This is a genomic window from Corallococcus caeni (assembly GCF_036245865.1).
Taxonomy (GTDB): Bacteria; Myxococcota; Myxococcia; order Myxococcales; family Myxococcaceae; genus Corallococcus; species Corallococcus caeni.
In genome coordinates, this window is the sequence record NZ_BTTW01000003.1 from 643,571 (window position 1) to 666,949 (window position 23,379).

Here is a 23,379-nt window from a genome sequence, read left to right on the forward strand (position 1 = left end):
ACGAGGGCGCGCGATGAGCGGGACCAGCAAGCTTACGAGTGGTTCGAGGGTGGCGATCGTCGGCGGAGGCATCGCCGGGGCGGGGCTCGCGGCCTCCCTGCTCTTCAACGGCCGCGCGCGGGGCGTGGCCCTGGACGTGCGCGTCTACTCAGGCGGCACCGAGGAGCGCACCGCGCCCCCTGCCCTGCTCACGCCGGAGTGCCGCTCGCGCCTGGCCGCGCTGGGCTGCCGCATCCCGCCGGAGTGGCGCGCGCACGAGCTGCGCGGCGTGGAAGTGATTTCCCAGGGCGAGCGCGAGCTCTTGCCGTGCGCCGCCGGCGGCCTCTGGGTGGTGGACGGCTGGCCCCGGGGTGAAGGCGGCCTGGACATGGTGCGCCACGTGCTGTCCACGGCGGCCAGCGCGCAGGGCGCCCGGTTCGTGGACCGCCACGTGGAGCGCGTGGAGCGGCAGGCGCCCGCTCCGGATGCTCCCACGGCGGTGCGCAACGCGGGCCCCCTGGTCGTCCGAGCGCAGGGCAGCGGTGAGCGCTTCCACGCGGTGGCGCTGGCCGCGGGCGCGGGGCCGCTCCTGGGTGACGCCTTCTTCAAGGGCTTCCGTCCCGCGCCGTCCATGCCGGCGGTGCAGGCGCGGCTCCAGGGCGCGATGACGGGCCGGGACCTGGCGCCGGTGGCGCGCCTGTGGGTGGCCCCGCTGCCTTCCGTGGATGCGCTGTTCCTCATCCCGGGCGCGTCGTCCGTGTACGCGCTGGCCTTTGGCGCGGCGGTGACGCCGGCGGACCTGTGCCAGGTGCTGATGATGGCCGCGCGCGACGGCCTGCTGGAGGAGGGCTTCGAGGTCGCCGCGCTGGAGACGACGCGCCTGCCCTTCGGCCCCGGCCGCACGCTGGTGGCGCCCGGGCAGCTGGCGGTGGGCCCCGCGGCCTTCGGCCACCCGCTGCAGGTGGGGCTGTCGGAGACGCTGGCGTCGTGCAGCCGCGCCGCGGTGGCGCTGCTGGATGGCGGGCTTGACGCGCCGTCGCTGGAGCGCAGGTACGTGCGCGACGGGCTGGGCGAGCTGATGGAGGACGCGGCGGCCGGTGCGCGCTCCATCACCTGGCTGCGCCGCGCGGGCAAGCGGGCCCCGGCCGCGTTCGTCGCGGCGCGCGCGAAGCATGCGACGGGCGGCGTGTATGGCGGCGGTGTGCTGGGCCTGAGCGCCCCCACTCCGTTGGGGCTGCTGTCCGCGGCGCGCTGGTCGGGAGTGCGGGAGGTGGTGGGCTCGTGGCTGCGCACGCCGATGGAGCCCGTGCCGACGTTCGTGCCGGAGGTGGAGCCGGACCTGTACTACGTGGTGGACGACGACGCGGACACGCGCGAGGCGCTCACGCTGCTGCTGGAGAGCACCGGCGCGCGCGTGGTGTCCTTCGCGGACGAGCTGGCGCTGTTCTGCGCCGTGGCCCGCCGCCCGCCCACCGCCATCCTCCTGGACGTGGTGCTGCACTGGGTGGACGGCCTGCGCCTGTGTGAAGGCCTCAAGCAGCACCCGCTCACCCGCGACACGCGCGTGCTGGTGATGAGCGGCCTCAACCGTCCGCACGTGCGGCAGCGCGCGCTCGACGCGGGCGCGGAGGCCTTCCTGCCCAAGCCGGTGAACCCGGACCGCCTCCTCTGCCAGCTCACCGGCCGCGTGCCGGACCCGCTGGCCGCGCCGCGTGAAGTCCTCCGGCCCGCCGTCGTGGAGTCCTTCGGCGAAGACCGTTTCGCCTCCTGACACCGTCCCGCACGCGACGGGGTTGAACCGGGGCGTGGGCCCCGGCGCGGGGACGTGGGCTCGGATTCGCGCGGGGATGACGACCCGCCCCGCCGGAGGAGCTCAACCGCATCCCGCAGGCCCCGGACCACGGTGGGCCCTGCTGCCTGGGCAGCAGGCGCCGTCGGACTCGCGGTCGCGGCCGGCACGGGCACCCGCTTCCTGGAGGCGTTCCGCGACGACGCCTTCGAGGCGATGCGCGGCTCGTGGAACCGCGATCCGCTCACCAGGTACGTGCACATCGACGCGCAGGGCACCACGGCCCGGCTGGCGGCCACGGCTGTGGCCGTCGGCTGGGCGCTGCTCGTCACGGACGAGGCGAACGGCGTCCGCCGCCGCATCGGCTACCCGGGCTAGACTTCACTCACTGATATCCCTTGTTCACCCAAAGTGAATGGGTGACAGGGTCGTCCTGGCGCTCAGGCCTCCACGTGGTGCAGTCCCCGCCGCAGCATGAGCGAGCCGGACATCATGGAGATGCCCCGGAAGAAGACGGCGAGCCCGACGAGGGTGCCCACGAGCCACACGGAGGACGAGGGCCACCGGGCCATGACGCTGATGCCCAGGACCAGGGAGATGAGGCCGTAGGCCAGGTCCCATCCCCACTGGAAGTAGCGGTCCATGACGGAGGTGATGACGTGGAAGAGGCCGCTGGCGAAGAAGTAGCCGGCGATCAGCAGCGTCAGCGAAGCGAGCCCCGCGGCCGGGTACATGACCGTGAGGATGCCGACGACGGTGGTGAGTACGCCCCCGAGCATGAAGGACCAGAAGGTGCCCCGGCCTTCGCCTCGGGAGCGGACGGCGGCGGCGATCTCCAGGACGCCGCCAATCACCAGCATCATGCCCACGAAGAAGACGGTGACCATGCTGGTGAAGAAGGTGGCGCCCAGCAGCACGACCCCCGCGATCGCCGTCAGCAGGCCCAGGAGGAAGGGGGCGCCCCACATCGCCGAGGCCCCCCGGGAAGGACGGTCCGGCCGGGTGTCCGGCGCGCGTTCGACATTCGTTCGCATGGCGATCTCCACGGTGATGGCTGCCCGCCTCGGGCCCTCGGCCGCCTGTCGGTCCGGGAGTGGACGAGGGGGAAGCGTTTCCTCGTGGAAGATGGGAGCGGCGTCGGTTGCGAACAATCCACGCCCCCCGCCGAATGAAACAGAGCAGCGAGCAGGGGCCGGCGTGGCCCACCCCGCTCAAGGGGTGGGGCGAGCGTAAGGAGGCGGGAGGAACACCGCGCCGGGCTCCTTGCGGAACCAGGTGAGTTGCCGCTTGGCGTAGCGCCGGGTTTCCTGCGCGGTGTCGGCGATGGCCTCTTCGCGCGTCATCCGGCCCTCCACCACGGCGCGGGCCTGCACGTAGCCGACGCTGCGCATGGGAGCCGCGTCCGCGTAGCCCTGGTCCAACAGGGCCCGCGTCTCCTCCACGAGGCCGCGTGAGAACAGCGCCTCCGTGCGCGCGTTGATGGCCGCGTAGAGGGCCTCGCGCGGCGGTTCGAGCACGTACAACTGGAAGGGATAGCGGTCCGGCGCGAAGGCATGCGCGCGGCGGAACTCCGAAGCGGGGACGCCCGTCTGCGCATGGATCTCCAGCGCGCGGACGACGCGCACCAGGTCCTGCGTGGGCAGCTTCGCCGCGGTCTCCGGATCCACCTCGGCCAGCCGGCGGTGCACGGCCTCCCTCCCCTGCTCCGCCGCGAGCGCCTCCAGCTCCGCGCGCAGCGAAGGCAGGGCACCGGGTGCGTCCACCACGCCGTGCAGGAGGACGCGCAGGTACAGGCCGGTGCCGCCAACGACGAACACGGGCCGGCCCCGGGAGGCGATGTCCGCGATGGCCGCGTCGGCGCGGCGCTGGTATTCGGCGGCGGAGAAGGCCTCCAGCGGATCCACGCAGGAGACCAGGTGGTGCGGCACGGCGGCCAGCTCCTCGGCGGAAGGCTTGGCGGTGCCGATGTCGAAGGCGCGGTACACCTGCTGCGAATCCGCGCTGACGATCTCCCCGCCCGCGGCGCGAGCCCACTCGATGGCCAGCGCCGTCTTCCCCGACGCCGTGGGCCCAGCGATCACCGTCAAAGGCACCCGCGTCTCAGCCACCGTCATCCGCCTCCCACGCCCGCTGTAACGCAGACGCGAGGCAAGCGCGAGCCCTGCCAGGATCGCCGCCGCTTCCAGCCCGGTGCGCGCCGGGGTCCCGAGCGCGACTCCCTCGCAGGTCCCGGAGACTGTGGTCCCGTCGCGTCCGCATCCCGTCCACCGCGCTGGCCCTGTGCTATCGCGGTCCCGCCGCGGTCAGCCGAGCCCGCACCACGTCGGCCGCGCTGGCATCCCGCGCGAACACGAGCCGCGCGGTCTCCACGGACGACAGCACGCGCCCCGCCGCGCCCACCAGCACGCCCCGCCCCGCCGCAGTGGGCTCGGGCAGCATCGCGTTGAGCAGCAGCACGCGGGCCACTTCCCCCGCCCCCTGCGCTTCCCACCGCGAAGCCGCGTCCCAGCCCAGCGTGCCCACCGCGACGAGCGTCGCTTCTGCGGTCCGGGTCGGCACGTTCCAGGGCGTCCCCGCGGCCCTCCAGCCTCCACCCTCCACGGGCCACACCGCCACCAGCTCGTCCGCGAGCACCGTCCCGCCCGCGTCGCGCCACAGCCCGCCCAGGGTGCTCTTGCCCGCGCCGGAGTGCCCCACGAACAGCGCGGCCCGGCCCTCGTGCACCAGGCCCACGCCGTGGATCAACAGCCCGCCGCGCTTCGCCAGCGCGGACGCGAGCATCACCTTGATCACGTTCTCCACGGGGTACCGGCCGGATCCGATGACGTCCGCGTGGCTTCGGTCCTCGGAGAGCACCGCGGAGTATCCGGAGCCCTCCACCCGCAGCGTGCCGGAATCACCAGGCTCCAGTCGGGGCAGCTCCTGCACGGTGGGCGGAGCACTCGGGCTAAAAGGAGTCCGCATCACCAGCCGGGCCTCCGCGGCCACGGCCTCCGGCGCGAGGAACGCGCCGAACACGCGCCGGAGCGGACCGGCGAGCGCCGCATCCTCCACCTCCAGCACCACCGTCCACCCGGCCAGGGTGATCCGGAGCGCGCCTTCACGGGGACCCGCCAGGGGGTCCCCGCCGTTCACGGCACGCACTCCGATTCGCCCGGGATGTTGCACGTGGACAGCTGCGCCAGCGCGACGAAGGGCTGCTCCCACAGGATGGCGGGAGGCACGTACACGGCGGGCGCGGCCGGCGGCTTCGGCACGGAGGGACCCGCGGGAGGCTGTGAAGGTCGTTGGCTCACGTGATGGCCCACCTAGAAGGGCACCGGGAAGGCACAGATTCGACCATCCGAGGACCCCACATGCAACCGGCTTACGGTGTGGTCGATGGTCGGCGTGCCGATGGCCTGCGCCGGGCCCACCGTCACCTGCCCGGAGTCGAGGCCCGTGTCCAGCTCCAGCTGGTGCACCTTGCCGTCCGAGCTGCCCACGTAGATGCGCGCCACGCCGTTCTGGTTGAGGGTGAAGGATCCGGCCGGGCCCGCGATGGCCGTCGACCACACCTGCACCGGCACGTTGGTCGCGTCCATCTCATAGCGCTCCACCCTGCCGTCCGCCGTGCTCACCACGAAGCCCCGGCCCAGGGGCCGCGCGAAGTGGGTGAACGCCCGCGCCGTGGTGGGCCGCACGGTGACCGTCCAGGCCGTCGTGAACGTGGCCGGATTCACGCCGTACACCCGGCCGTCGTTGGCCGTGACGAGGATCTGGTTGCTCGTGGCGTTGCGGACCACGCCGAACTCCAGGTCGCCCAGCGCCAGCCGCGCCACCTCCGCGCCCGTGAGGCTGTTGAGCACGCGCAGTGTGGCGGTGCTCGTGCCCGACTTCGTCGCCACGTAGAGCCGGTTCGTCGTGTAGTCCACCAGCATTCCGCCGCTCACCATGCCCAGGTCCCCGGGCCGGTAGCGCCAGATGAGCGCGCCCGTGGCCGCGTTCAGCGCGACCACCTGGTTCTGCGCGGAGGTGTTGCGCGTGGCGAAGATCGCCAGGTCCACGTTCGAATACGTCGTCCGGTACTCCGGGTTCGCGTAGTCCAGCAGCTGCGTCACCGGGAACGAGCTGATGTTCCCCAGCCCCAGCGTCGTGTTCTTCCACAGGAACTCACCCGTGGCCGCGTTGAGCACCGCCGGCACGCCGGCCTGGTCGCCCACGACGATCCACTGCTGCCCGGGCCGGCCCAGCAGCGGCACCACCGGGAAGCGGCTGCCAATCAGGCCCGTCATCTTCACCGGCCGGAAGCGCTCCGCGCCGTCCTCGGACGGGTTCACGGTGTTCGTGAGCGAGCCCACCACGGAGTCGTTGAAGGAACTGAAGATGCCCACGCCCAGCTCGGTGACGGGCTGCTGCAGCGTGGACAGGCCCACCGAGTAGCACCACAGCGGGTTGCCCGCCACGCGCGCCCGGGGCGTGACCAGCAGGCCCTGCGAGGTGGGCTGGTTGCCCGGGCCGTACCGGAACTCGTCATCCGCGTTGAACACGCGGTAGACGTACGTCGTGCCGTTCGTCACCGCCGTGTCCGTGAAGGACGACGCGGAGCTGAACTCGTCCGAGTACGCCACCGTCGCGTTGCCCAGTGCTTCCCCCACCGCGTAGCGCACGCCGCTGGTCGGCGCGGTGTTGGGCGTCGCCCCCTGCGCGCGCAGCACCAGGGTGCCGCCGTGGTTGAAGGGGTTGTCCCAGGTGAGCGTCACGCTGCCGTCGCGGGCCACGCCGGTGAGGCGCGCCACGTCCGGGGCCGTGGTCACCGCGAGCAGCGTCAGCGTCGCCTCCACGCGGATGCGAGGATCGTTCCAGCCCTGGTTCAGCTCCAGGCGGTGGCGGAACGCCGTGTCCGCGGGGACGGCGGTGAAGCCCGAATAGGTGATGCGGAAGGTGGCGTCGCCGCCCACCGGAATGCCGGTCTCCGACTCCCAGAGGTAGCCGGCCGCGTCCGAGGAGACGATCCAGTCCCCGAACGCCTGCGGCCCCGAAGCGGCCACCGCGAAGTAGTTCACCGCGGGCTTGAACAGCTTCACCTCGTAGATGGGCAGCGCGCCCCGGTTCTGCACCGTGTACGCCACCGTCACGCTCGTGGCCGCGGTGGACACCGTCTCCTGGCTCAGCCGCACGCGGTGCTCCACGATGCGGCCCTTGCGCGCGGTGACCAGGTCCCCCGCCACCGCCGAGCCGTTGAGCGTCCCGTCCACCTGCGCCTGGAACTGGTAGCTGGCGCCGGGCGTGCCCGACACCTGGTAGCGCCACGTGAACTGCGCGGAGGCCCCGGGCGCCAGCTGCGCCACGCTCTCCGGCGACGGGCCGGACACGAGCGTCGCCGCCGCGCTGCCCAGCCGCACCGGCGCGCGCGGGCGCACCTGTGTGTACGAACTCGTGGTGGACGCGTTGAACACCGTCATGCGCAGCGTCACCTGATCACCGATGAAAGCGTCCACGACGTCCATGTCCGCCGTCGCGACCAGGTTGCCAACGTCCGCCATGGGCGATTCCGCGAGCGGAGCGTTGGAGGCATTGTTGGACGTGCGCGCCCGGACGCGCGCGGCCACGGCGCCGGCGGCGGTGGGCCTGAGATTGACAGCGAAGACGCCCGCGGACCGCACGGCCACGGTCTTGCTGCCGTCCTTGCTCACGGTCGTGAGGGGCACGCTGGTCGTGGAGGTGGGGTTGTCCACGGTCACGTTCGTCGCCGCGCCGGTGCCGCGGTTCTCCACCACCACGCGCGCCACGGTGGCGCCGTTGACCGCCAGCACGCGCGGCAGCAGCGTCACGTTCGTGGCCAGGATGGCGCGCGTCCACGGGGTCATGTTGTTGACGTTGTACGTGTAGTTCGTGCCGTCACACTGGTCGCGGGCGTACGTCCCCGCCACCAGGCGCTCGGTGGTCCCGTCGGTGGCGCGGTCCGCCGGGGCCACCACGTTCAGCACGAAGCGCGCGGCCTCGTTGCGCGCCAGGCCGCGCCCGTTGTCCACGCAGCCCAGCGTGGACTGGAACGTGATGCGCCGCTCGTTGGAGTCGACGTACTCGACCTTCCAGTTCGGGTTCTCCTCCGCGGGAAGGCCGCCCAGCAACTGGTAGCCCGCCGGCAGGACGAACGACACCTCCGACAGGCGCGCATCGACCGAGGCCGCCGCCGTGTTGGTGACCTCCACGACGAGCTCGGACGCGTCGCCCATCACCACCCGCGCCACCGTCTCTCCGGTGGCGGGGACGGGGCGCGCGGTCCAGGTCTGGGAGAAGCCCACCGCGGGCAACAGCACGGCGGCGAGCGCGAGGATGCGGACGTTCATGGCGTGCCTCACGTCACGGCTCCAGGGTGAAGGACGCGGCGGCCAGCTGCGCCCCATCCAGGAAGAAGCGCACCTGCCAGGTGCCCGTCATGCGCGTCATGGACACCGGCGTGCCCGCCACCGGCAGCGAATAGCGCAGCGTGCGCGTCTCCTCCGGCGGAGCCTCCACCGTGGCGCTCCGCTTCTCGTACGGACGCCCGCCCGGCGCGATGAACTCCACGTCCACCTGGCCCTTGGTCCGCACGCCGCTCACCACGAAGTCCACGTCCACCTGCTGCACCTCGGACAGGGCCGTGGGCTCCGAGCCCGCGCCCACCACCACCGCGCTCCCGGAGGGAGTCGGCAGCGGCGCCGGAGGCGGCTCCTCCTCCACGACCTCCGGAGGCGGCTCCTCGTCCCCGGAGGCCTGCGGCGGCGGCCTCGCCACGCTCCCGCCACCGGCCAGCACGTCCGTCGGATCCACGGGGGTGACGGAGCCGCTGCCCGGCCCCGGCTTCACGGCCGGCGGCGGCAGGGGGGACACCCCTTCCGAGCACGCCGACAGCACCACCGCACCCGCCAGCACCGCCACGAGCGCCCGCATCATGTGTCCTCCAGAGGCGCGGCACCGGCCGGCGCGCGCACTTCGTCCAACAGCCCCCGCCGCTGAAGCTCCGCGAGGAAGCGCAGCGTGTCGGTCAGCACCGGACCGACGTCGGTCGAAAATTCGGCAGCCACCTGCTCCGCCACCGCCCGGGCCGTGCGCTGTCCGTCGCACAGGGCCCAGATGCGCGCCGCCGTCGGGTTGAGCCCGCGCAGCGTGCGCCCCTCCGCGTCCAGCACCAGGAAGTCCGCGCCAAAGCCTTCCCCCGAGGTCCCCGCACGCCGCCGGGGAACGCTGCCCTCCTGGAAGCTCATGCGCGGCCCGTCCTTCCCAGCCACGCGGCCACCTGGCGCTTCACCGTCGCGCGCCAGCGGCCCACGAGCCGCGGCCCCACGTCCCAGCGCTCCACGTCCAGCAGCGCGCCGCCCCGGCGCACACGCCGGGCCCGCCCGAGGATACGGAAGAGAGGCAGCGGCGGATCTTCCGCGCCGCCATTGTCCCCGCGAAGCGCGCAGAAGCTGCCGTCACACCAGCGCACCCGGTGCAGCACCAGCGAGGACTCGAAGCGCGCCAGCACCACCTCACCGGGGCGCGGCGCCTCCACCAGCGGCTCCACCTCCGCCACGTCCCCCGCGCGCAACGACGGCCACATGCTGTCCCCGGCCACGGGGATCCAACGCGGGCCATCGATCACGGAGGCGGGCTGGGGAGCGCTCGACATTGACGAAGCAATGTACCCCAACCTCTCAACCTCCGCGAATCCCCACGCCTTCATTCCCCCAGCGATTCCCGGGACTTACGATGCTTAACACCTTTACTCCCGGGTTTTCAGGGAAGACAGGCCGCCCCCCTCCCCTCCGGCCAGGCGCGTCATGCCGGAGGGGCTGTTGGATCAGCAAACGGGAGCGGTGGCCGGGGCTTGCTGCTGGGCGCGCACGGTGGCGGCCACGTTGTCCAGGGCCACCGGGATGGGCTCGCCGCCCGCCATGGGCTTGAGCTTTGCCTGGCCGCTCTGGCGCTCCTGCTCGCCCAGCACCAGGGTGAAGCGGGCACCGGACTTGTCCGCGCGCTTCATCTGGCTCTTGAGGCTGCCGCCGCGCGTGTCGAAGTCCACCTTCAGCCCCTCGCGGCGCAGGCGGCTGGCCAGCGCCAGGCCCTCGTCCTGCGAGCCCTCGTCCGCCACGGCGATGAACAGGTCCGGCTGCTGGGTGAACGTCTTGCCGCTCTCTTTCAGGAGCAGCACCAGCCGGTCCAGGCCCATGGCGTAGCCCACCGCGGGCACGTCCGGCCCGCCCAGGCCCTTCATCATCTTGTCGTAGCGCCCGCCGCCGCCCACCGTGCTGGCGGTGCCCAGCGCGGGGTGCGAGGCGATGAACTCGAAGACGGTGCGCGTGTAGTAGTCCAGGCCTCGCACCAGCCGGTGGTTCACCACGTACTTGATGCCCAGCACGCCCAGCTTGCGCTGCAGGTCCGTGAAGTGCGCGCGGCACGGCTCGCACAGGAACTCCAGCACGTTGGGCCCGGCCGCGGCCACCGCCTGGCACTTCTCGTTCTTGCAGTCCAGGACGCGCAGCGGGTTGCGCTCCAGCCGCTGCTGGCAGTCCGCGCACAGCTCTTCCCGGTGCGCGTTGAGGTACTCCACCAGCCTGGCGTGGTACGCGGGCCGGCAGTTGTCGTCGCCCAGCGAGTTGATGTTCAGGGTGACGTCCGTGAGGCCCAGGGCCTCCAGGAACTGCACCACCACGTCCATCAGCTCCGCGTCCTGCGCGGGCTCCTTCGCGCCGTACGCCTCCGCGCCAATCTGGGAGAACTGGCGGTAGCGGCCCGTCTTCATCCGCTCGTAGCGGAACATGGGCCCCATGTAGAACCAGCGCGACACCGGCTCCTGGTTGTTCACCGAGTGCTCGATGTACGCGCGCGCCGCGGGCGCGGTGCCCTCCGGACGCAGGGACAGGCTGCGGCCGCCCTTGTCCTCGAAGGTGTACATCTCCTTGCCGACGATGTCCGTCTCCTCGCCCACGCTGCGCACGAAGAGGGCGGTGTCCTCCACCATCGGCGTGCGCACCTCGCCGTAGCCGAAGCGGCCGAACAGCGTGCGCGCGGTGGACTCCACGAACTGCCAGACCTCGATTTCGCCCGGCAGAAGGTCGTTCATCCCCTTCACGCCGTTGATCTTCTGGCTCACGTGATGACTCCGATGCGCGTGCCCATCCGCACCACCGCTTCGGGCTGCATGCTGTCGTCCCAGCGCACGCGCCCGGGCTCGAAGCAGAGGATGACGGTGGAGCCCATCTCGAAGCGGCCCAGCTCGCCGCCCTTCTCCACCGGGATGCCCGCGCCGTAGCGGTGCACCTTGCCGGGCTGACCGAGGTGCGTGGTGATGTCCTCGTAGGACGCCTTGATGCGCGACACGCAGGTGGCGCCCACCTTCACCACCGCCACCTTGCCGGCCACGGTGTCCAGGTACGTCACCAGCCGCTCGTTCACGCAGAACAGCGACTGCTTGTTCTTCACCGACGCGGGGTTCACCGGCCAGAACTCACCCGGGATGTACGCGTACCCGGTGATGGTGCCGCCCAGCGGCGAGTGGATGCGGTGGTAGTCGCGCGGCGACAGGTACAACGTCGTCCAGGCGCCGCCGTGGAAGGGCTTCGCGGCCTGCGAGTCCCCCAAGAGCTCGTCCACCGTGTACTCGATGCCCTTGGCCTGGAGGCAGCGGCCGTTGTCCGAGTAGCCCACCTGGGACACGCGGCCGTCCACCGGCGACACGACGACCTTCTCACCGCCGTCCACCGGACGCAGGCCCGGCTTCAGGCCGCGGGTGAAGAACTGGGCGAAGGTCGGGTACTTCTCGAAGGAGTGCTCCGCCTCCTCCATGTCCACGTTGTACGCCTTGGCGAAGGTGCGCATGGCCCAGTGGTGCACCGGCGCGGGCGCGGGCAGGCGCGTGGCCAGGCCCACCACGGAGGACACCGCCGACTTGGGCAGCACGCGCATCAACTTCATGAAGGTCTGTTCGTTCATCGAAGGTCGTCAGCTCTTGAAAGAGAGTGGTTCAACGCCCGCCATCGTTCGCGGGCACCGTGCCGCCGTCCTCATAACGGCGCACGGTCCGCATGGCGCTCCTGGGTAACAGCGCCAGCACGCGGCCGTCTTCAATCACCAGCGAGGTGTCGCGGTGGCTGGGGTACTCCAACTGGCAGGACGCCCGGTCGCTCAGCTGCCAGGTGTCCCGCATCCCCCGCCCTTCCACCGTGACGGGCATGGAGCGGGTGAAGCAGCCCTGGAAGCCCGCCACCAGCTCGGAGGCCGGGGTGCCCATCTGGGGCCCGGCAATCACGCCGGCGTCCCCCAGGCCGGCGTCCGCCGGCTCCGCTGCCTCGGGCTCGGGCCGGCGCGGGATGTTCGTGGAGGAGGGGTCCAGGGTGGGCACCGTGCGGGCGTTGGCCACCGCGCGGCGCTTCTCCTCCTGGGCCGCCTGCATGCGCGTGCGGCCCTGCTGGATGCGCTGGAGCAGGGACTGGGACGCGGCGGAGTCCACGCTGTCCGAGGGCACGCGCTGCAGCTGCGCTTCAATCTCCCCGATGGAGGGGTCCAGGTACGCCTCGTCCAGCTTCTGGGCGTAGAGCGCCGTCCACCGGCGGCTGGCCTGCTCGAACTCGGGCGAGGGCGGCGCGGGGGCGCGGCTGCACCCGGAGACGAAGAGCAGGGCTGCGAGGCCAAGGCCCATGAAGGGCCGCTTCGGACGGGGGACCTGGGGGCGCACGGCCCCGGTTTATGCCACCTTCCGTCCGGCCGCGCCGCTTTTCCGCACGCGCCGCGCCATGCGGCCCGGACGGGCTAGACGCCCAGGAACAGCCGCTTGCCGAAGTTGAGCGCCAGGTCCGCGTCGAAGATCTTCTGCGCGGAGGTCTCGATGTCGTACTCCACGCGCAGGTACTCCACCGTGCGCGCGTCCGTGTCGCAGATGACGAAGCAGGCCCGGTTGTCGTAGTCGCGCGGCTGGCCCACACTGCCCACCGACACGATGTACTTGTAGCCCTTCCGGAGCACGAACTTCTGGGCCACCACGTCGTTCACCTCGCCGTTGCCAATGGCGAACGCGCGGCACAGGTGGCTGTGGCCAATGAAGGTCACCTCCGGCAGCTCCGCCACGTACGGCGTCAGCTCCCGCGCCTGCTCCAGCGCGAAGATGTACTCGTACGCCTTCGGGTCGATGGGCGAGCCGTGGCAGAAGCCCACCTCGCCAATGCGGTACGTGTACGGGAGGCTGCGCAGCCAGGCCAGGTTCTCGTCGGAGATGACGTTGGCGCTCCAGTCGAGCGCGTGCCGGGCGGCGTCGTAGTAGTACGAGTAGTCCATCCGCCCCGCCACCGCGGCGTCGTGGTTGCCCAAGAGCGTGATCTCCGCCACCGAGCGCACCAGGTCGCAGCACGGGTTGGGGGACGCCCCGTACCCGACGATGTCCCCCAGCGACACAAAGCGGTCCACCTTCTGGTGCTCCGCCACCCTCAGCACCTCCGTGAGGGCCTCGATGTTGGAGTGGATGTCGGAGATGACGGCGATGCGCATGGGAGCCCTATCGGGGGGTCTGCTGCTGGGACTGGGAGATGATGCGCCGCAGACTCGTCAGGGCGTCCGCGTCCAACGCTTCGAATCTCAGGCCCATGCCCGGGGGCCGGCCGGCGGGTTGCTCGTCCTGCCGCAACCAGACGACCGTGGCCTGCGCCTGCAACTGCGTGTCCGTCGCCTGCTGGGTGAGCCGCACCTGCGCCCGCGTCCCCGCCGCCAGCGGGGTGCTCGTCCTGAGGAAGAGGCCTCCCTCGCTCAGGTTGGCGATGCGTGCATACAGGGTCACGTTCTCACCCTCGCACCAGCAGCGCAGGAGGGTGCCGACCCGCGCGTGCTTTCGATTTTCGCTCAACCGGGGGGACCTCCCGACGCGGAATCTGCCCGTCCACGTCGGCGCTGAAAAAGGACGTCCGCACCGGATTTATTCATCCACTGCGTCCGGTCGAGCCTAGGGAGGGTGGGTGCGGCCCGTCAAGTTCCACACCGGGCCGCATGCCCTTCCTGAACTCCCCTACCCGCCCAGCGGGCCCAGGTCGTCGAAGTGGGTGAGCTTCTTGAACTCGGCGAAGCGGGCGTGGATCTCCGGGCGCTGCACCTCGCGCAGGCGCTCCAGGCTGAACTTCTCCACGGTGAAGGAGGCCATCACGCTGCCCATGACCATGGCCTTGCGGAGCAGCCGCTGATCCACGTTGCCCGAGGCGCCGGAGCTGGCCAGGGTGCCCATGAAGCCGCCGGCGAAGGTGTCACCCGCGCCGGTGGGGTCGAACACCTCCGACAGGGGGAAGGCCGGGCAGGCGAAGATGTGGTCGTGGTCGAAGAGCAGCGCGCCGTGCTCGCCGCGCTTGATGACCACGCGGGACGGGCCCATGGCCAGGATGGCGCGGGCGGCCTTCACCACGTTGTGCTCGCCGGACAGCTGGCGCGCCTCCGCGTCGTTGATGAAGAGCAGGTTCACGCGCTGGAGCGTCTTGAGCAGCGCGGGGCGGCTGCCCTGGATCCAGAAGTTCATCGTGTCCGCGGCCACCAGCTTGGGCGCCTTCACCTGGTCCAGCACGCGCGACTGGAGCTCCGGGTGGATGTTGCCCAGGAAGACGTAGGGCGTCTCCCGGTAGGCGGCCGGCAGGTTGGGTGAGAAGGACTCGAAGACGTTGAGCTGGGTGTCCAGCGTCTGCGCCTCGTTGAGCTCCCAGCCGTACTTGCCCTTCCAGCGGAAGGTGCGGCCGGCCTCGCGGGTGAGCCCCTCCAGGTCGATGCCGCGCCCGCGCAGGAACTGGAGGTGCGACTCCGGGAAGTCCTCGCCAATCACCGCCACCAGCTGAACGGGGCCGAAGAAGGACGCGGTCGTGGAGAAGTACGTGGCGGAGCCGCCCAGCACGTCCTCCTTCTTGCCGAAGGGCGTTTCCAGCGAGTCCAGCGCGATTGAACCGACGACGAGCAGAGACATGGAGGCTTCTTCCTGGGGGTGACCTGGCGCGAGTACGGCATCGCGTCAGGGCACGGCGAATTCCAGGGGAAACCCCGTGCCCGTGCCGGGTACGACACCTTCCCGGCAACGTCAAGGACTACACAGCCTAGAACGTGGGGACGCCGATGGTGGTGATGAGGGCCTTCAGGTCGTCGTCGGTGAAGAAGAAGCCCGCGCCGAAGAAGAAGTCGCGGCCGGCGATGAGGCGCCGGGTGGCCGCGTCACGCTGCCTGGCGTTGAGGATGTCGTCCATGCCCGCCATGGCGTACAGGTGGTCGAAAGCCTGGGCCTTCAGCATGGCGCGCAGCCGCGGGTAGCGCAGCTCGTCCGCGGTGAAGTTGAACGCGTCCATCTTCAGGGTGAGCGCGTCGTCGAAGAGGTGCAGGTCCGCGCCCACGCCGCCCGTGGACTCGATGAGGCCCACGCGCAGGGTGGTGAAGTAGTAGCGCTTGGCGAACTGGAGGCTGACCTTGAAGGACTCCCGGGTCACCTTCTGCGTCTGGATGACCGGGTCGCCGTCCGACGGCGGGTTGGTCTGCACCACCTGCGTGCTGACGGAGCCGCGCGGGTCGTCGATGATCTCCAGCAGGTAGTACTTGTCCGGCTTGGGGATGAGCTTGAGCGACAGGCCGTTCTTCGACGCGCCCTGGGACACCAGGTAGGTGCTGAACAGGCCCACCTCCGTCTGGAGGGTGGAGAGGCGGGTGGCGAACTCGCTGACGTCGGTGACGGCCTCGCTGAGGCGCTGGCCCAGCTGCTCGTCGGTGAGCAGCGCGCCCGCGGCGCCCTCGCCGTCCTTCACCTTGCGGGTGATGTCCTCCAGGTTGGCGAGCGTGTTGTCCAGCCGGCCCAGCGTCTGCTTGAGGCTGGAGACGCTCTCCTTGAACTCCCCTTCCCCGCTGCCCACGATGTTCTTGACGGTGCCGAGCACCTCGCGGACGTCCTGGGTGATGCGCTCCACGTTGGTGACGATGCGGGTGACCTCCGCGCCGTTGCCCTGGGTGAGGGCGCGCACGTCGGAGGACACGCCCTCCACGTTCGCCATGATGGTGTCCAGGCGGTCCGTGTTGCGGCGCACCGTCGCGTCCACCGAGTCCGACAGGCGGACCAGGTTCTCCACGATGCGCTCCAGGCTGCCCGCGCCCTTCTCGCCGCCCAGCACCTCGCGCAGCGCGCCCGTCACCTGCTGGATGTCGGAGGTGATCTGCGACAGGGACTCGAAGACGGCCTCCACGCCCTGGGTGTCGATGACGCGGCGGATCTGCCCGCCGTTCTCCAGCTCCGGCGCCTGCTCCGTGCCGGGGTTCAGGTCCAGCAGGTAGTCGCCCAGGAGCGACTCCGAGCGCTTGGTGATCGCGGCGTCCTGGCGGATGTCCACGCCCTTGCGGATCTTCAGCCAGATCTTCGCGCGGGTGCCCTCCAGGCTGATGTCGCTGATCTCCCCCACGGGGATGCCGGCGATCTGCACCCGGCCGCGCACCGCGAGCCCGGACGCGTCCCGGAAGTAGGCCCACACCTGGGTGGAGTCACGGTCGCTCAGTCCGCCCTTCTTGGCGAACAGCACGAACGTGATGAGGAAGCCCCCGGCGGCGAGGACCAACAGGCCAACACGGAAGGGCGTGACGAGCTTCTTCACCTGATGTGACTCCGAGCGCTACCACCGCTACCACCGGCCGCGCGCGACTCTAACGATTTGCATGCCGGCTGCCAGCTTTTCATGAAGGGCTGGAATCCTTGGGGGACCGCCTTCCCCGCCCCGCCGTCCTATCAGTTCTTACCGAACCACGTCTGGAGGAAGACCTGGACGGCCGGGTGCTGGGACTCCCGCAGCTGCTCCGGCGGGCCGTGCTCCACGATGACGCCCTTGGACAGGAAGGCGATCTGGTTGGCCACGTTGAAGGCGGACGCGATGTCGTGGCTGATGACCACGCTGGTGACGCCCAGCTCCTTCTGCGCGGTGAGGATCATGTCGTCCACGGAGTCCGTGGTGATGGGATCCAGGCCGGTGGTGGGCTCGTCGTAGAGGACGACCTTGGGGTCCAGCACCACGGCGCGCGCCAGGCCCACGCGCTTGCGCATGCCGCCGGACAGGTCCGCGGGGAAGCGCCCCTCCACCTCGCGCTTGAGCCCCATGAGGTCCAGGCGCTTGCGCACCTGCTCGCGGATCTCGTCCTCGGACAGCTTCGTGTGCTGGCGCAGCGGGAAGGCGACGTTCTCGAACACCGTCATGGAGTCGAAGAGCGCGGCGGCCTGGAACACCATGCCGAAGCTGCGGCGCACCTGCTGCAACCCCTCCACGCTCATGGGGACGATGTCCTGCCCGTCGATGATGACCTGGCCGCTGTCCGGCTTGAGCAGGCCGATCATGTGCTTCATCAGCACCGTCTTGCCGGACCCGGAGCCGCCCAGGATGACGCAGGTGCTGCCCGCGGGCACGGTGAGGTTGATGCCGGTGAGGACCTTGTTCCCCGCGAACGTCTTGTGCAGGTCCACGATCTGGATCATCGCCTTCGAGCTTCCGGCGGGGGCGCCGGTGGACTCGGGCGGGGGCGGAGTCGGGGGGCCCATCAGTGCATCATCATGCCGACGATGAAATCGAGGATGAAGATGGCCAGCGCGCTGGAGACCATCGCCTCCGTGGTGGCCTGGCCCACGCCCTTCGCGCCGCCGGACGCGTTGAAGCCCTTGTAGCAACAGATGAGGGCCACGGAGAGGCCGAAGATGGCGCCCTTGAGGAGGCCCTCGTAGACGTCCGACGGAGCCATCCACTGCTGGGTGCGCGACAGGAACGTGCCGGGGGAGATGCCCAGGCCGAACACGGCGACGACGTAGGCGCCGGACATGCCCGTGGTGTTGAAGAGCATGGTGAGCGCGGGGACCATGAACAGGCCCGCGAGCACCCGGGGCACCAGCAGGTACTGCACCGGGTTGACGGCCATGGTCTCCAGCGCGTCCACCTGCTCGGTGACGCGCATGGTGCCCAGCTCCGTGCACATGGCGGAGCCGGCGCGCATGGTGACCATCAGCGCGGCGAACACGGAGGCGAGCTCGCGCGTGAGCGTCAGCGCCACGGTGGGGCCCACCAGGCTCTCCGCGTCGAACAGGGCGAAGGCGGTGGACGTCTGGAGGGCGAACACCATGCCGGTGAAGGTGCCGGTGAGCCCCACGATGAAGATGGAGCCCACGCCCACGAAGTCCAGCTGGGTGAAGAGGTTCTGCAGCCGGAACGGGCGGCGCACGCTCCAGCGGAAGACGTCCAGGCCCAGGGCCACCACGCCGCCAATGCTGCTGACGACGTCGATGATGCCCTTGCCGAGGCCCTCCACCGACTGAGTGAAGGCGCCGGTGAACCGGTTGGGTTTGCTGGGGGTCTCGGTGGTCATGCGCTCAGGCGGGCGACTCTACGTGCTCCGGACGGCGGCACAAGGGAACTCCAGCGCCGCCCCATCCCACCCCCACCTCCATCGGTTGGTCGCCAGGGGGGCTCCCACGCGGCGCGAAGGCGGGATGCGATGGGGCTTCCTCCGCCTGGGGTCGGCCGTTATGTTCCGCGGCCCTCTTTACTTTCCACGCCCGGCGCGCCCTTTTGGGGGAGTTGCCGGGCCAGAGCGACACGACAGCATGGCTACTCTGAAGGTCGGCGGCGAGGTGGATGCCCAGTGCACCCGCTGCAAGATGAATCTGGCGCACACCATCCTCGCGATGGTGGGTCCGAAGATCGTGCGCGTCCGCTGCAACACCTGCGGCGGTGACCACGCGTTCCGGGGCGCGGCGGGCGTCACGGACCGCCCCAAGGCGGCCTCGACCCGGGCCCCGCGCGCCGCGTCCGGCACGCCCCGCGCGGAGAAGGTGGTCATCTCCTTCGACGAGCAGCTGGCGGGCAAGGACATCGCGAGCGCCCCCAAGTACAGCCCCAAGGACACCTACAAGGTGGATCAGGTGATCCACCACCCGACGTTCGGGGTGGGCCTGGTGACCGCGGTGCGCGGCGACAAGGTGGACCTCACCTTCCGCTCGGACACCAAGACGCTGGTGCACGGCCGGGGCGGGGCTCCGGCGGACAAGCCCGCCTTCAGCCCGCCCACGACCCGGCAGGCGGGGCCCGCGGACAAGCCCATGGCCGAGCCGCCTCCCGAGGAGGAACTGGCGGCTGAGACTTCCCTGCCTTCCGGGGATTGACCCGGAGGCCGGAGCGGCGGTCAACTGGGACACTGGGTTTCCCGTATGCGTCCGCCGCTCCACTTCGCCGTCTGCCTCCTGATGCTGGGTGCCGCCGTGGCACGGGCGGAACCGCCGGAGGTGGAGGCGACGCCCGGGCGCGTGGTGCTCGGGAAGGACGCGGCCGTGGAGGTGCGGGTGCGGGTGCCCAAGGGCGCCGGCCCCGTGCGCGCGGCGGCCTCCTCCGGCACCTGGGCACAGCCGCGGCTGGAGGGCGGCGCCGAGCGCGTCTTCCGCTGGACACCTCCGCCGGTGCGCTACCCGCTGTGGGCGGTGCTCGCGTTCTGGGTGGAGGACGGCCGCGCGCCGGAGGTCACCACCGTGGTGCTGCCGCTGCTGGGGCGCACCACGCTGGACGTGTCCACCGCGCCGGGCGCGGAGGTGGTGGTCGCGGTGGGCGACGCGCGGTTCGGCCCGGTGAGGGCGGACGGGCACGGTCGGGCGCAGGTGCCCGTGGAGGTGCCTCCGGATGCGACGGAGGCGCGCGTGCTCGCGACCCGGGGCACGCTCACCACCGATCGCAGCACGCCGCTGGAGGTGCCCGCCGGGCGCCCGCTCGTCGCGGCGCTCACGCCGGATCCGCTGCCCGCGGAGGGCGGCGGCTGGTTGATCATCGCGGGCACGCGGGAGCGGATCTCCCCCTCGGAGCTGGACGTGGTGGCGGAGGGTGCCACCGTGACGCCGGAGCTCACGCGCTACACGGTGCGGCCGCGCGCGGACGCGACGAACGTGTCCGTCACCGTGGGGTGGCGTGATGCGCCGGCGGACGACGCGGTGCGGATCCAGGGCGCGGTGAAGCCCACCGCGGCCAAGCCCGCGGAGGTGATCGCGATCCCGGCCGACGCCCGCCCCTACCCGGCACTCCAAGGCCGGATCCCGATATCGAGGCAGACGTCGCTGTTCCTCCTGGGCGGCGCGGCGTTCGCGAGCGGCGCCAATGGTGGACCGCTGCTGGGATTGGGCGTGTCCGTGCCGCTGCCGGTGTGGCGCAGGCGCGTGGCGGCGGAGGCGGAGCTGGGACTGCGTCACGCGAGCCTGGAGGGACAGCAGGGAAGCACGCAGGTGCGCTCGCGCGTGTGGGGGATGCCCCTGCTCTTGTCCGCGCGGGTCACCCTTTTTCAACGGGGTTCCTTCCAACTGGACGGCCGTGCAGGCGGGGGTGTGCTGGCATTGAGCCATCACCTTTCAACGCAAGGCATTGGGACCGGGGATGTCTTTCCTGCCGCCGTGGATGAGCGCAGAGTGCGCGCCATGGGATTCCTGGCCGCGCAAGGCGCTTATCAGTGGGGCCGCTGGAGCCTCCTCACGGAGGTGCGCGGGGCCCTGGCGCCCGTGGAGACGCCGTCGCTTCGCGCCGAGCTGGGCGGCGTGTCCGTGTCCGCGGGGCTGAGGTTCGTTCCGTGAAGCGCGCGGGCCTGGGCATGGTGGGGATGGCGGTGCTGGCGTGGGCCTGCACGGGCGCCCCGGAGTCGCTGCCCCAGCCCACCATTGTCGCGGTGGAGCCCGCGACGCTGCCGGTGAACACGAAGAACGACGACATCACCATCCGGTTCGACGCGCGCTACGCCATGACGGTGGACTACGGCGCGGAAAAGGTGGATGCGCGCATGGGTTCGGGCCGCGTCTGGGTGGACGAAGAGGAAGCGACGGTGACGCGCTTCGACCCGACCGGCGTCGCCATCGCCACGGTGCCCCAGGGCCTGGGCGCGGGTACGCACGCGGTGCGGCTGCGGCTGGACGACGGTCGCGAGGCGGTCTCCAGGGACGCCCTCACCCTGCGCCCGCCGGGGCAGGGAGGAGTGGATCCGCCCCTCACCATCGAGGACGGCGGCGTGTTGATCGCCACCGACGCGGGCCCCATCGTGAAGGGCTTCGATGGCGGGGTCGGCGACGGTGGCGAGCCCGAGGACGCGGGGCCCGGCGCGGAGGACCCGATGCGCGAGGGCGACGTCACGGCCTACGTCTTCGACCCCATCGAAGGCACGCGCATCAGCCGGACGGCCTTCACCATCACGGTGCACGCCCAGGGGCCGCGGGCCGGGCACTTCCAGGGCTCGTTGGAGTTGATCGCCTCACGCGGCACCGTGAAGCCCGCAAAAATCGGCCCCTGCGACAGCGGCGTGTGCAACGCGACCATCATCATGGACGCGCCCGCCGGCAACGTGCACCTCAACTCCGTGGACGCCTTCGGGGTGACGGGCGAGTCCAACACGTTCCGGCTGGAGCCGTACAAGTAGCGCGGACGTTCACCCCGCCGCGCGCAGCAGCTCCAGCGCGCGCAGCATGTCCGGAGGCAGCGGGGCATCCACCCCGCGCGCCGGCACTCCGGGCAGCGCGGGCCACTCCACCCGCGCGGCGTGCAGCGGCGTCCGGGTCAGCACCTCCCGGGTCCCCTGCCCTCCCAGGTCGCCCTCCGTGAGCGGAGCCTCGCGGCCGTACTGGTGATCCACGAGCAGCGGGTGCCCCAGCGACAGCAGGTGCACGCGGATCTGATGCGTGCGGCCCGTCAGCGGCTCCGCCTCCACCAGGGACGCGCGCGCGAAGGTCTCCACCGGGCGCACGCGCGTGCGCGACGGCTTGGCGTCCGGCTCCTCCGGCCTGGCCACGCGCATGCGCCCCTTGCGGCCGGCGACGAGCGGCGCGTCCACCATCCGGGGCGCCTCCAGCCGGCCCTCCACCAGGGCGCGGTAGCGCTTGCGCACCTTGCCCGTCTCGAAGGCCTGGGACAGCGCGCGGTGCACGTCCGCGTCCAGCGCGAACACCAGGGCGCCGGAGGTGTCCCGGTCCAGCCGGTGCACCACGTACACCTTGCGGCCCAGGTGCGCCTCCAGCGTGTCGCGCAGGGACGGGCCGCCCTCGCGGCCGGGGATGACGAGCACCCCGGCCGGCTTGTCCACCACCATCACGCCCGCGCCCTCGAAGAGGACGCGGGGAACCTCCCCGCTCATTCGTAGTCCGACGCCGGCACGACGGTGATGGGGCCCAGCCCCTCCAGCAGCGGCTTCACCTCCGACGCCTTGCCCAGCACCACGATGACCGGCCGGTCCGCGAACGCGTACTTCTTCGCCGCGGCGGCCACGTCCCTGGGCGTCACGGCGCGCAGCCGGTCACGGAACTTCTCCACCCAGTCGTCGCCCAGGCCGTGGATGCGCATGTCCGCGATGACGGAGGCCACGGACTCGTTGGTCTCCGTGCGCAGCGGATAGAGGCCCGCCAGGTAGCTCTGCGCGTCCTTCAGCTCCCGGGGCTTCAAGCCCGCGTCGCGCACGCCGTGGATCTCCTTCAGCGCCACGTCGATGATCTCCCGCGTGGACGCCGTCTTCGTGAACGTGGACAGCGCGAAGATGCCGCCCGCGCTCATCGTGTCGAAGTAGGAGCTGACGCCGTAGGTGAGGCCCCGGTTGACGCGGATCTCGTTCATCAGCCGCGACGTGAAGCCGCCGCCCAGCGCGATGTTCATCGCCGTGGCCGGGAAGTAGTCCTCGTGGCCCAGCCAGAAGCCCGGGCCGCCCAGGCGCACCTGGGACTGCGTCTGGTCCGGCTTGTCCACCAACAGCACCGTCCCGGCCTTCGCGGGCCGCTCCTGCTTGCGCGGCAGCATCGGCTCCACGGCGGGGCCGCCCGTCCAGCCGGCGAAGGCGCGCTCCGCCTCCGCGGCCACGGTCTCCGGGGCCAGGGCGCCCACCACCGTGAGCAGGGAGATGCGCGGCCCCATGCACTCGGCGTGGAAGCGGACCACGTCGTCGCGGGTGAACGTGGACACGGTGCGCTTGTTGCCGCCCAGGTCGCGCCCGTACGGATGGTCCCCCCACACGGCGCGCGTGAAGGCGCGGTCCGCGATGGAGGATGGATCATCCAGGTCGTTGGCGAACTGCGCCAGCGCGCGCTCCCGGGCGTCCACCACCTCCTGCTCCGGGAACGTGGGCTCGCGCACCACCTGCCCCAGCACGTCGAGCATCGCGGAGAAGTGCTCCGCGGGCGTGGTGAGGTAGACGGACAGCACGTCCTCGTTGACGCCCGCGTAGAGGCTGGCGCCCACGAACTCGATGGCCTCGCTGATGCCATCCGCGTCCATGCGCTTCGTGCCCCGGCGCAGCAGCCGCGCGGTGAAGTCCGCCAGGCCGTCCTTGCCCGGCGGATCCCACACGCCGCCCGCGCGCATCACCAGCCGCACGGACACGAGCGGCAGCGGCCCGCGCTCCGCGGCGATGACCTTCAGGCCCGTGGACGTGGTGCTCTCATGCAGCGCGGGCAGCTTCAGTTCGCCGGTGGCGGCGGACTTCGGCGCGGGCACGGCCTTCAGCAGCTTCTTCGCCCGGGCCGGGACGGCCTTCTTCGCCTGCGCGACCTTCTTGCGCGCGGACGTGGCCTGCTTGCGCACGGCCTTGGCGGCCTTGCGGACGGTGTTCTTCACGGAGGCGATCTTTCGGGAGGCCATGGG

General features: G+C 71.3%; 24 protein-coding genes. 5 read left to right on the plus strand and 19 right to left on the minus strand.

Going from position 1 to position 23,379, the window contains the following annotated elements:
- Positions 1-13: 13 nt before the first annotated feature.
- The gene (locus AABA78_RS16775; RefSeq protein ID WP_338264056.1) at positions 14-1,750 is read left to right on the plus strand and encodes a response regulator; all 1,737 of its coding nucleotides are present in this window, start codon (positions 14-16) and stop codon (positions 1,748-1,750) included.
- A gap of 132 nt (positions 1,751-1,882) precedes the next feature.
- The gene (locus AABA78_RS16780; RefSeq protein ID WP_338264057.1) at positions 1,883-2,146 is read left to right on the plus strand and encodes a hypothetical protein; all 264 of its coding nucleotides are present in this window, start codon (positions 1,883-1,885) and stop codon (positions 2,144-2,146) included.
- A 62-nt stretch (positions 2,147-2,208) separates the two neighbouring features.
- Here the strand turns inward: AABA78_RS16780 and AABA78_RS16785 are convergent, their stop codons facing one another.
- The 17 genes from AABA78_RS16785 to AABA78_RS16865 form a co-directional block, all read right to left on the minus strand.
- Positions 2,209-2,802, minus strand: coding sequence for an HdeD family acid-resistance protein (locus AABA78_RS16785; RefSeq protein ID WP_338264058.1), 594 nt, complete (start codon positions 2,800-2,802; stop codon positions 2,209-2,211).
- 177 nt (positions 2,803-2,979) lie between these two features.
- Complete coding sequence (gene miaA / locus AABA78_RS16790; protein ID WP_338264059.1) at positions 2,980-3,882, minus strand: tRNA (adenosine(37)-N6)-dimethylallyltransferase MiaA; 903 nt, start codon at positions 3,880-3,882, stop codon at positions 2,980-2,982.
- A gap of 169 nt (positions 3,883-4,051) precedes the next feature.
- On the minus strand, positions 4,052-4,903 hold the full coding sequence (locus AABA78_RS16795; RefSeq protein ID WP_338264060.1) for a hypothetical protein: 852 nt from the start codon (positions 4,901-4,903) through the stop codon (positions 4,052-4,054).
- Positions 4,900-5,064: a hypothetical protein gene (locus AABA78_RS16800; RefSeq protein WP_338264061.1), complete on the minus strand. Its 165-nt coding sequence runs from the start codon at positions 5,062-5,064 to the stop codon at positions 4,900-4,902. The genes AABA78_RS16795 and AABA78_RS16800 overlap by 4 nt, the downstream gene beginning before the upstream one ends.
- A gap of 12 nt (positions 5,065-5,076) precedes the next feature.
- Entirely contained in the window at positions 5,077-8,100 is a 3,024-nt protein-coding gene (locus AABA78_RS16805) for an outer membrane protein assembly factor BamB family protein (RefSeq protein WP_338264062.1), read from the minus strand.
- A 13-nt stretch (positions 8,101-8,113) separates the two neighbouring features.
- Positions 8,114-8,686 (minus strand): hypothetical protein, encoded by a 573-nt coding sequence (locus AABA78_RS16810; protein ID WP_338264063.1) that lies wholly within the window; start codon positions 8,684-8,686, stop codon positions 8,114-8,116.
- The gene (locus tag AABA78_RS16815) at positions 8,683-8,997 is read right to left on the minus strand and encodes a PqqD family protein (RefSeq protein ID WP_338264064.1); all 315 of its coding nucleotides are present in this window, start codon (positions 8,995-8,997) and stop codon (positions 8,683-8,685) included. Before AABA78_RS16815 ends, AABA78_RS16810 begins: the two co-directional genes overlap by 4 nt.
- On the minus strand, positions 8,994-9,404 hold the full coding sequence (locus AABA78_RS16820) for a S24/S26 family peptidase (protein WP_301340488.1): 411 nt from the start codon (positions 9,402-9,404) through the stop codon (positions 8,994-8,996). Before AABA78_RS16820 ends, AABA78_RS16815 begins: the two co-directional genes overlap by 4 nt.
- A gap of 171 nt (positions 9,405-9,575) precedes the next feature.
- Positions 9,576-10,838 carry a histidine--tRNA ligase gene (gene hisS / locus AABA78_RS16825; RefSeq protein WP_338264300.1) on the minus strand — a complete coding sequence of 421 codons (1,263 nt, stop codon included), beginning with the start codon at positions 10,836-10,838 and terminating at the stop codon, positions 9,576-9,578.
- A gap of 26 nt (positions 10,839-10,864) precedes the next feature.
- A complete protein-coding gene (gene asd / locus AABA78_RS16830) occupies positions 10,865-11,707 on the minus strand; it encodes an archaetidylserine decarboxylase (protein ID WP_338264065.1) in 843 nt (280 codons plus the stop codon).
- Positions 11,708-11,738: 31 nt separating this feature from the next.
- Positions 11,739-12,413, minus strand: a complete 675-nt coding sequence (locus AABA78_RS16835; RefSeq protein ID WP_338264066.1) for a hypothetical protein — start codon at positions 12,411-12,413, stop codon at positions 11,739-11,741.
- Between the two features lie 110 nt (positions 12,414-12,523).
- A complete protein-coding gene (locus tag AABA78_RS16840; protein ID WP_120526312.1) occupies positions 12,524-13,255 on the minus strand; it encodes a metallophosphoesterase family protein in 732 nt (243 codons plus the stop codon).
- A 7-nt stretch (positions 13,256-13,262) separates the two neighbouring features.
- Positions 13,263-13,607: a TIGR02266 family protein gene (locus tag AABA78_RS16845; protein WP_171420211.1), complete on the minus strand. Its 345-nt coding sequence runs from the start codon at positions 13,605-13,607 to the stop codon at positions 13,263-13,265.
- A 159-nt stretch (positions 13,608-13,766) separates the two neighbouring features.
- Positions 13,767-14,699 (minus strand): PfkB family carbohydrate kinase, encoded by a 933-nt coding sequence (locus tag AABA78_RS16850; RefSeq protein WP_338264067.1) that lies wholly within the window; start codon positions 14,697-14,699, stop codon positions 13,767-13,769.
- Positions 14,700-14,826: 127 nt separating this feature from the next.
- A complete protein-coding gene (locus AABA78_RS16855) occupies positions 14,827-16,356 on the minus strand; it encodes an MlaD family protein (protein ID WP_338264068.1) in 1,530 nt (509 codons plus the stop codon).
- A 131-nt stretch (positions 16,357-16,487) separates the two neighbouring features.
- A complete protein-coding gene (locus tag AABA78_RS16860) occupies positions 16,488-17,225 on the minus strand; it encodes an ABC transporter ATP-binding protein (RefSeq protein WP_171420214.1) in 738 nt (245 codons plus the stop codon).
- 62 nt (positions 17,226-17,287) lie between these two features.
- Positions 17,288-18,103, minus strand: coding sequence for an MlaE family ABC transporter permease (locus AABA78_RS16865; protein ID WP_171421003.1), 816 nt, complete (start codon positions 18,101-18,103; stop codon positions 17,288-17,290).
- Positions 18,104-18,341: 238 nt separating this feature from the next.
- On the opposite strand from AABA78_RS16865, the gene AABA78_RS16870 reads away from it, so the two are divergent.
- From AABA78_RS16870 to AABA78_RS16880, 3 genes are read left to right on the plus strand one after another with little or no spacing between them, the layout of a single operon-like run.
- Positions 18,342-18,899 carry a hypothetical protein gene (locus AABA78_RS16870; protein ID WP_338264069.1) on the plus strand — a complete coding sequence of 186 codons (558 nt, stop codon included), beginning with the start codon at positions 18,342-18,344 and terminating at the stop codon, positions 18,897-18,899.
- A 45-nt stretch (positions 18,900-18,944) separates the two neighbouring features.
- Positions 18,945-20,342 (plus strand): hypothetical protein, encoded by a 1,398-nt coding sequence (locus AABA78_RS16875; RefSeq protein ID WP_338264070.1) that lies wholly within the window; start codon positions 18,945-18,947, stop codon positions 20,340-20,342.
- Positions 20,339-21,175, plus strand: coding sequence for a hypothetical protein (locus AABA78_RS16880; protein ID WP_338264071.1), 837 nt, complete (start codon positions 20,339-20,341; stop codon positions 21,173-21,175). Before AABA78_RS16875 ends, AABA78_RS16880 begins: the two co-directional genes overlap by 4 nt.
- A 9-nt stretch (positions 21,176-21,184) precedes the next feature.
- Here the strand turns inward: AABA78_RS16880 and AABA78_RS16885 are convergent, their stop codons facing one another.
- Complete coding sequence (locus AABA78_RS16885) at positions 21,185-21,886, minus strand: RluA family pseudouridine synthase (RefSeq protein WP_338264072.1); 702 nt, start codon at positions 21,884-21,886, stop codon at positions 21,185-21,187.
- Positions 21,883-23,376, minus strand: a complete 1,494-nt coding sequence (locus AABA78_RS16890; protein ID WP_338264073.1) for a M16 family metallopeptidase — start codon at positions 23,374-23,376, stop codon at positions 21,883-21,885. Before AABA78_RS16890 ends, AABA78_RS16885 begins: the two co-directional genes overlap by 4 nt.
- Positions 23,377-23,379: the final 3 nt, after the last annotated feature.

Bases quoted from the DNA above. Each gene is read 5' to 3' on its own strand.
- AABA78_RS16815 (WP_338264064.1), bottom strand. From the start codon at position 8,997: ATGAGCTTCCAGGAGGGCAGCGTTCCCCGGCGGCGTGCGGGGACCTCG.
- AABA78_RS16810 (WP_338264063.1), bottom strand. From the start codon at position 8,686: ATGATGCGGGCGCTCGTGGCGGTGCTGGCGGGTGCGGTGGTGCTGTCG.
- AABA78_RS16805 (WP_338264062.1), bottom strand. From the start codon at position 8,100: ATGAACGTCCGCATCCTCGCGCTCGCCGCCGTGCTGTTGCCCGCGGTG.
- AABA78_RS16890 (WP_338264073.1), bottom strand. From the start codon at position 23,376: ATGGCCTCCCGAAAGATCGCCTCCGTGAAGAACACCGTCCGCAAGGCC.
- asd (WP_338264065.1), bottom strand. From the start codon at position 11,707: ATGAACGAACAGACCTTCATGAAGTTGATGCGCGTGCTGCCCAAGTCG.
- AABA78_RS16775 (WP_338264056.1), top strand. From the start codon at position 14: ATGAGCGGGACCAGCAAGCTTACGAGTGGTTCGAGGGTGGCGATCGTC.
- AABA78_RS16870 (WP_338264069.1), top strand. From the start codon at position 18,342: ATGGCTACTCTGAAGGTCGGCGGCGAGGTGGATGCCCAGTGCACCCGC.
- AABA78_RS16850 (WP_338264067.1), bottom strand. From the start codon at position 14,699: ATGTCTCTGCTCGTCGTCGGTTCAATCGCGCTGGACTCGCTGGAAACG.
- AABA78_RS16840 (WP_120526312.1), bottom strand. From the start codon at position 13,255: ATGCGCATCGCCGTCATCTCCGACATCCACTCCAACATCGAGGCCCTC.
- hisS (WP_338264300.1), bottom strand. From the start codon at position 10,838: ATGAACGACCTTCTGCCGGGCGAAATCGAGGTCTGGCAGTTCGTGGAG.
- AABA78_RS16785 (WP_338264058.1), bottom strand. From the start codon at position 2,802: ATGCGAACGAATGTCGAACGCGCGCCGGACACCCGGCCGGACCGTCCT.
- AABA78_RS16820 (WP_301340488.1), bottom strand. From the start codon at position 9,404: ATGTCGAGCGCTCCCCAGCCCGCCTCCGTGATCGATGGCCCGCGTTGG.
- AABA78_RS16860 (WP_171420214.1), bottom strand. From the start codon at position 17,225: ATGATCCAGATCGTGGACCTGCACAAGACGTTCGCGGGGAACAAGGTC.
- AABA78_RS16875 (WP_338264070.1), top strand. From the start codon at position 18,945: ATGCGTCCGCCGCTCCACTTCGCCGTCTGCCTCCTGATGCTGGGTGCC.
- AABA78_RS16885 (WP_338264072.1), bottom strand. From the start codon at position 21,886: ATGAGCGGGGAGGTTCCCCGCGTCCTCTTCGAGGGCGCGGGCGTGATG.
- miaA (WP_338264059.1), bottom strand. From the start codon at position 3,882: ATGACGGTGGCTGAGACGCGGGTGCCTTTGACGGTGATCGCTGGGCCC.
- AABA78_RS16865 (WP_171421003.1), bottom strand. From the start codon at position 18,103: ATGACCACCGAGACCCCCAGCAAACCCAACCGGTTCACCGGCGCCTTC.
- AABA78_RS16835 (WP_338264066.1), bottom strand. From the start codon at position 12,413: ATGGGCCTTGGCCTCGCAGCCCTGCTCTTCGTCTCCGGGTGCAGCCGC.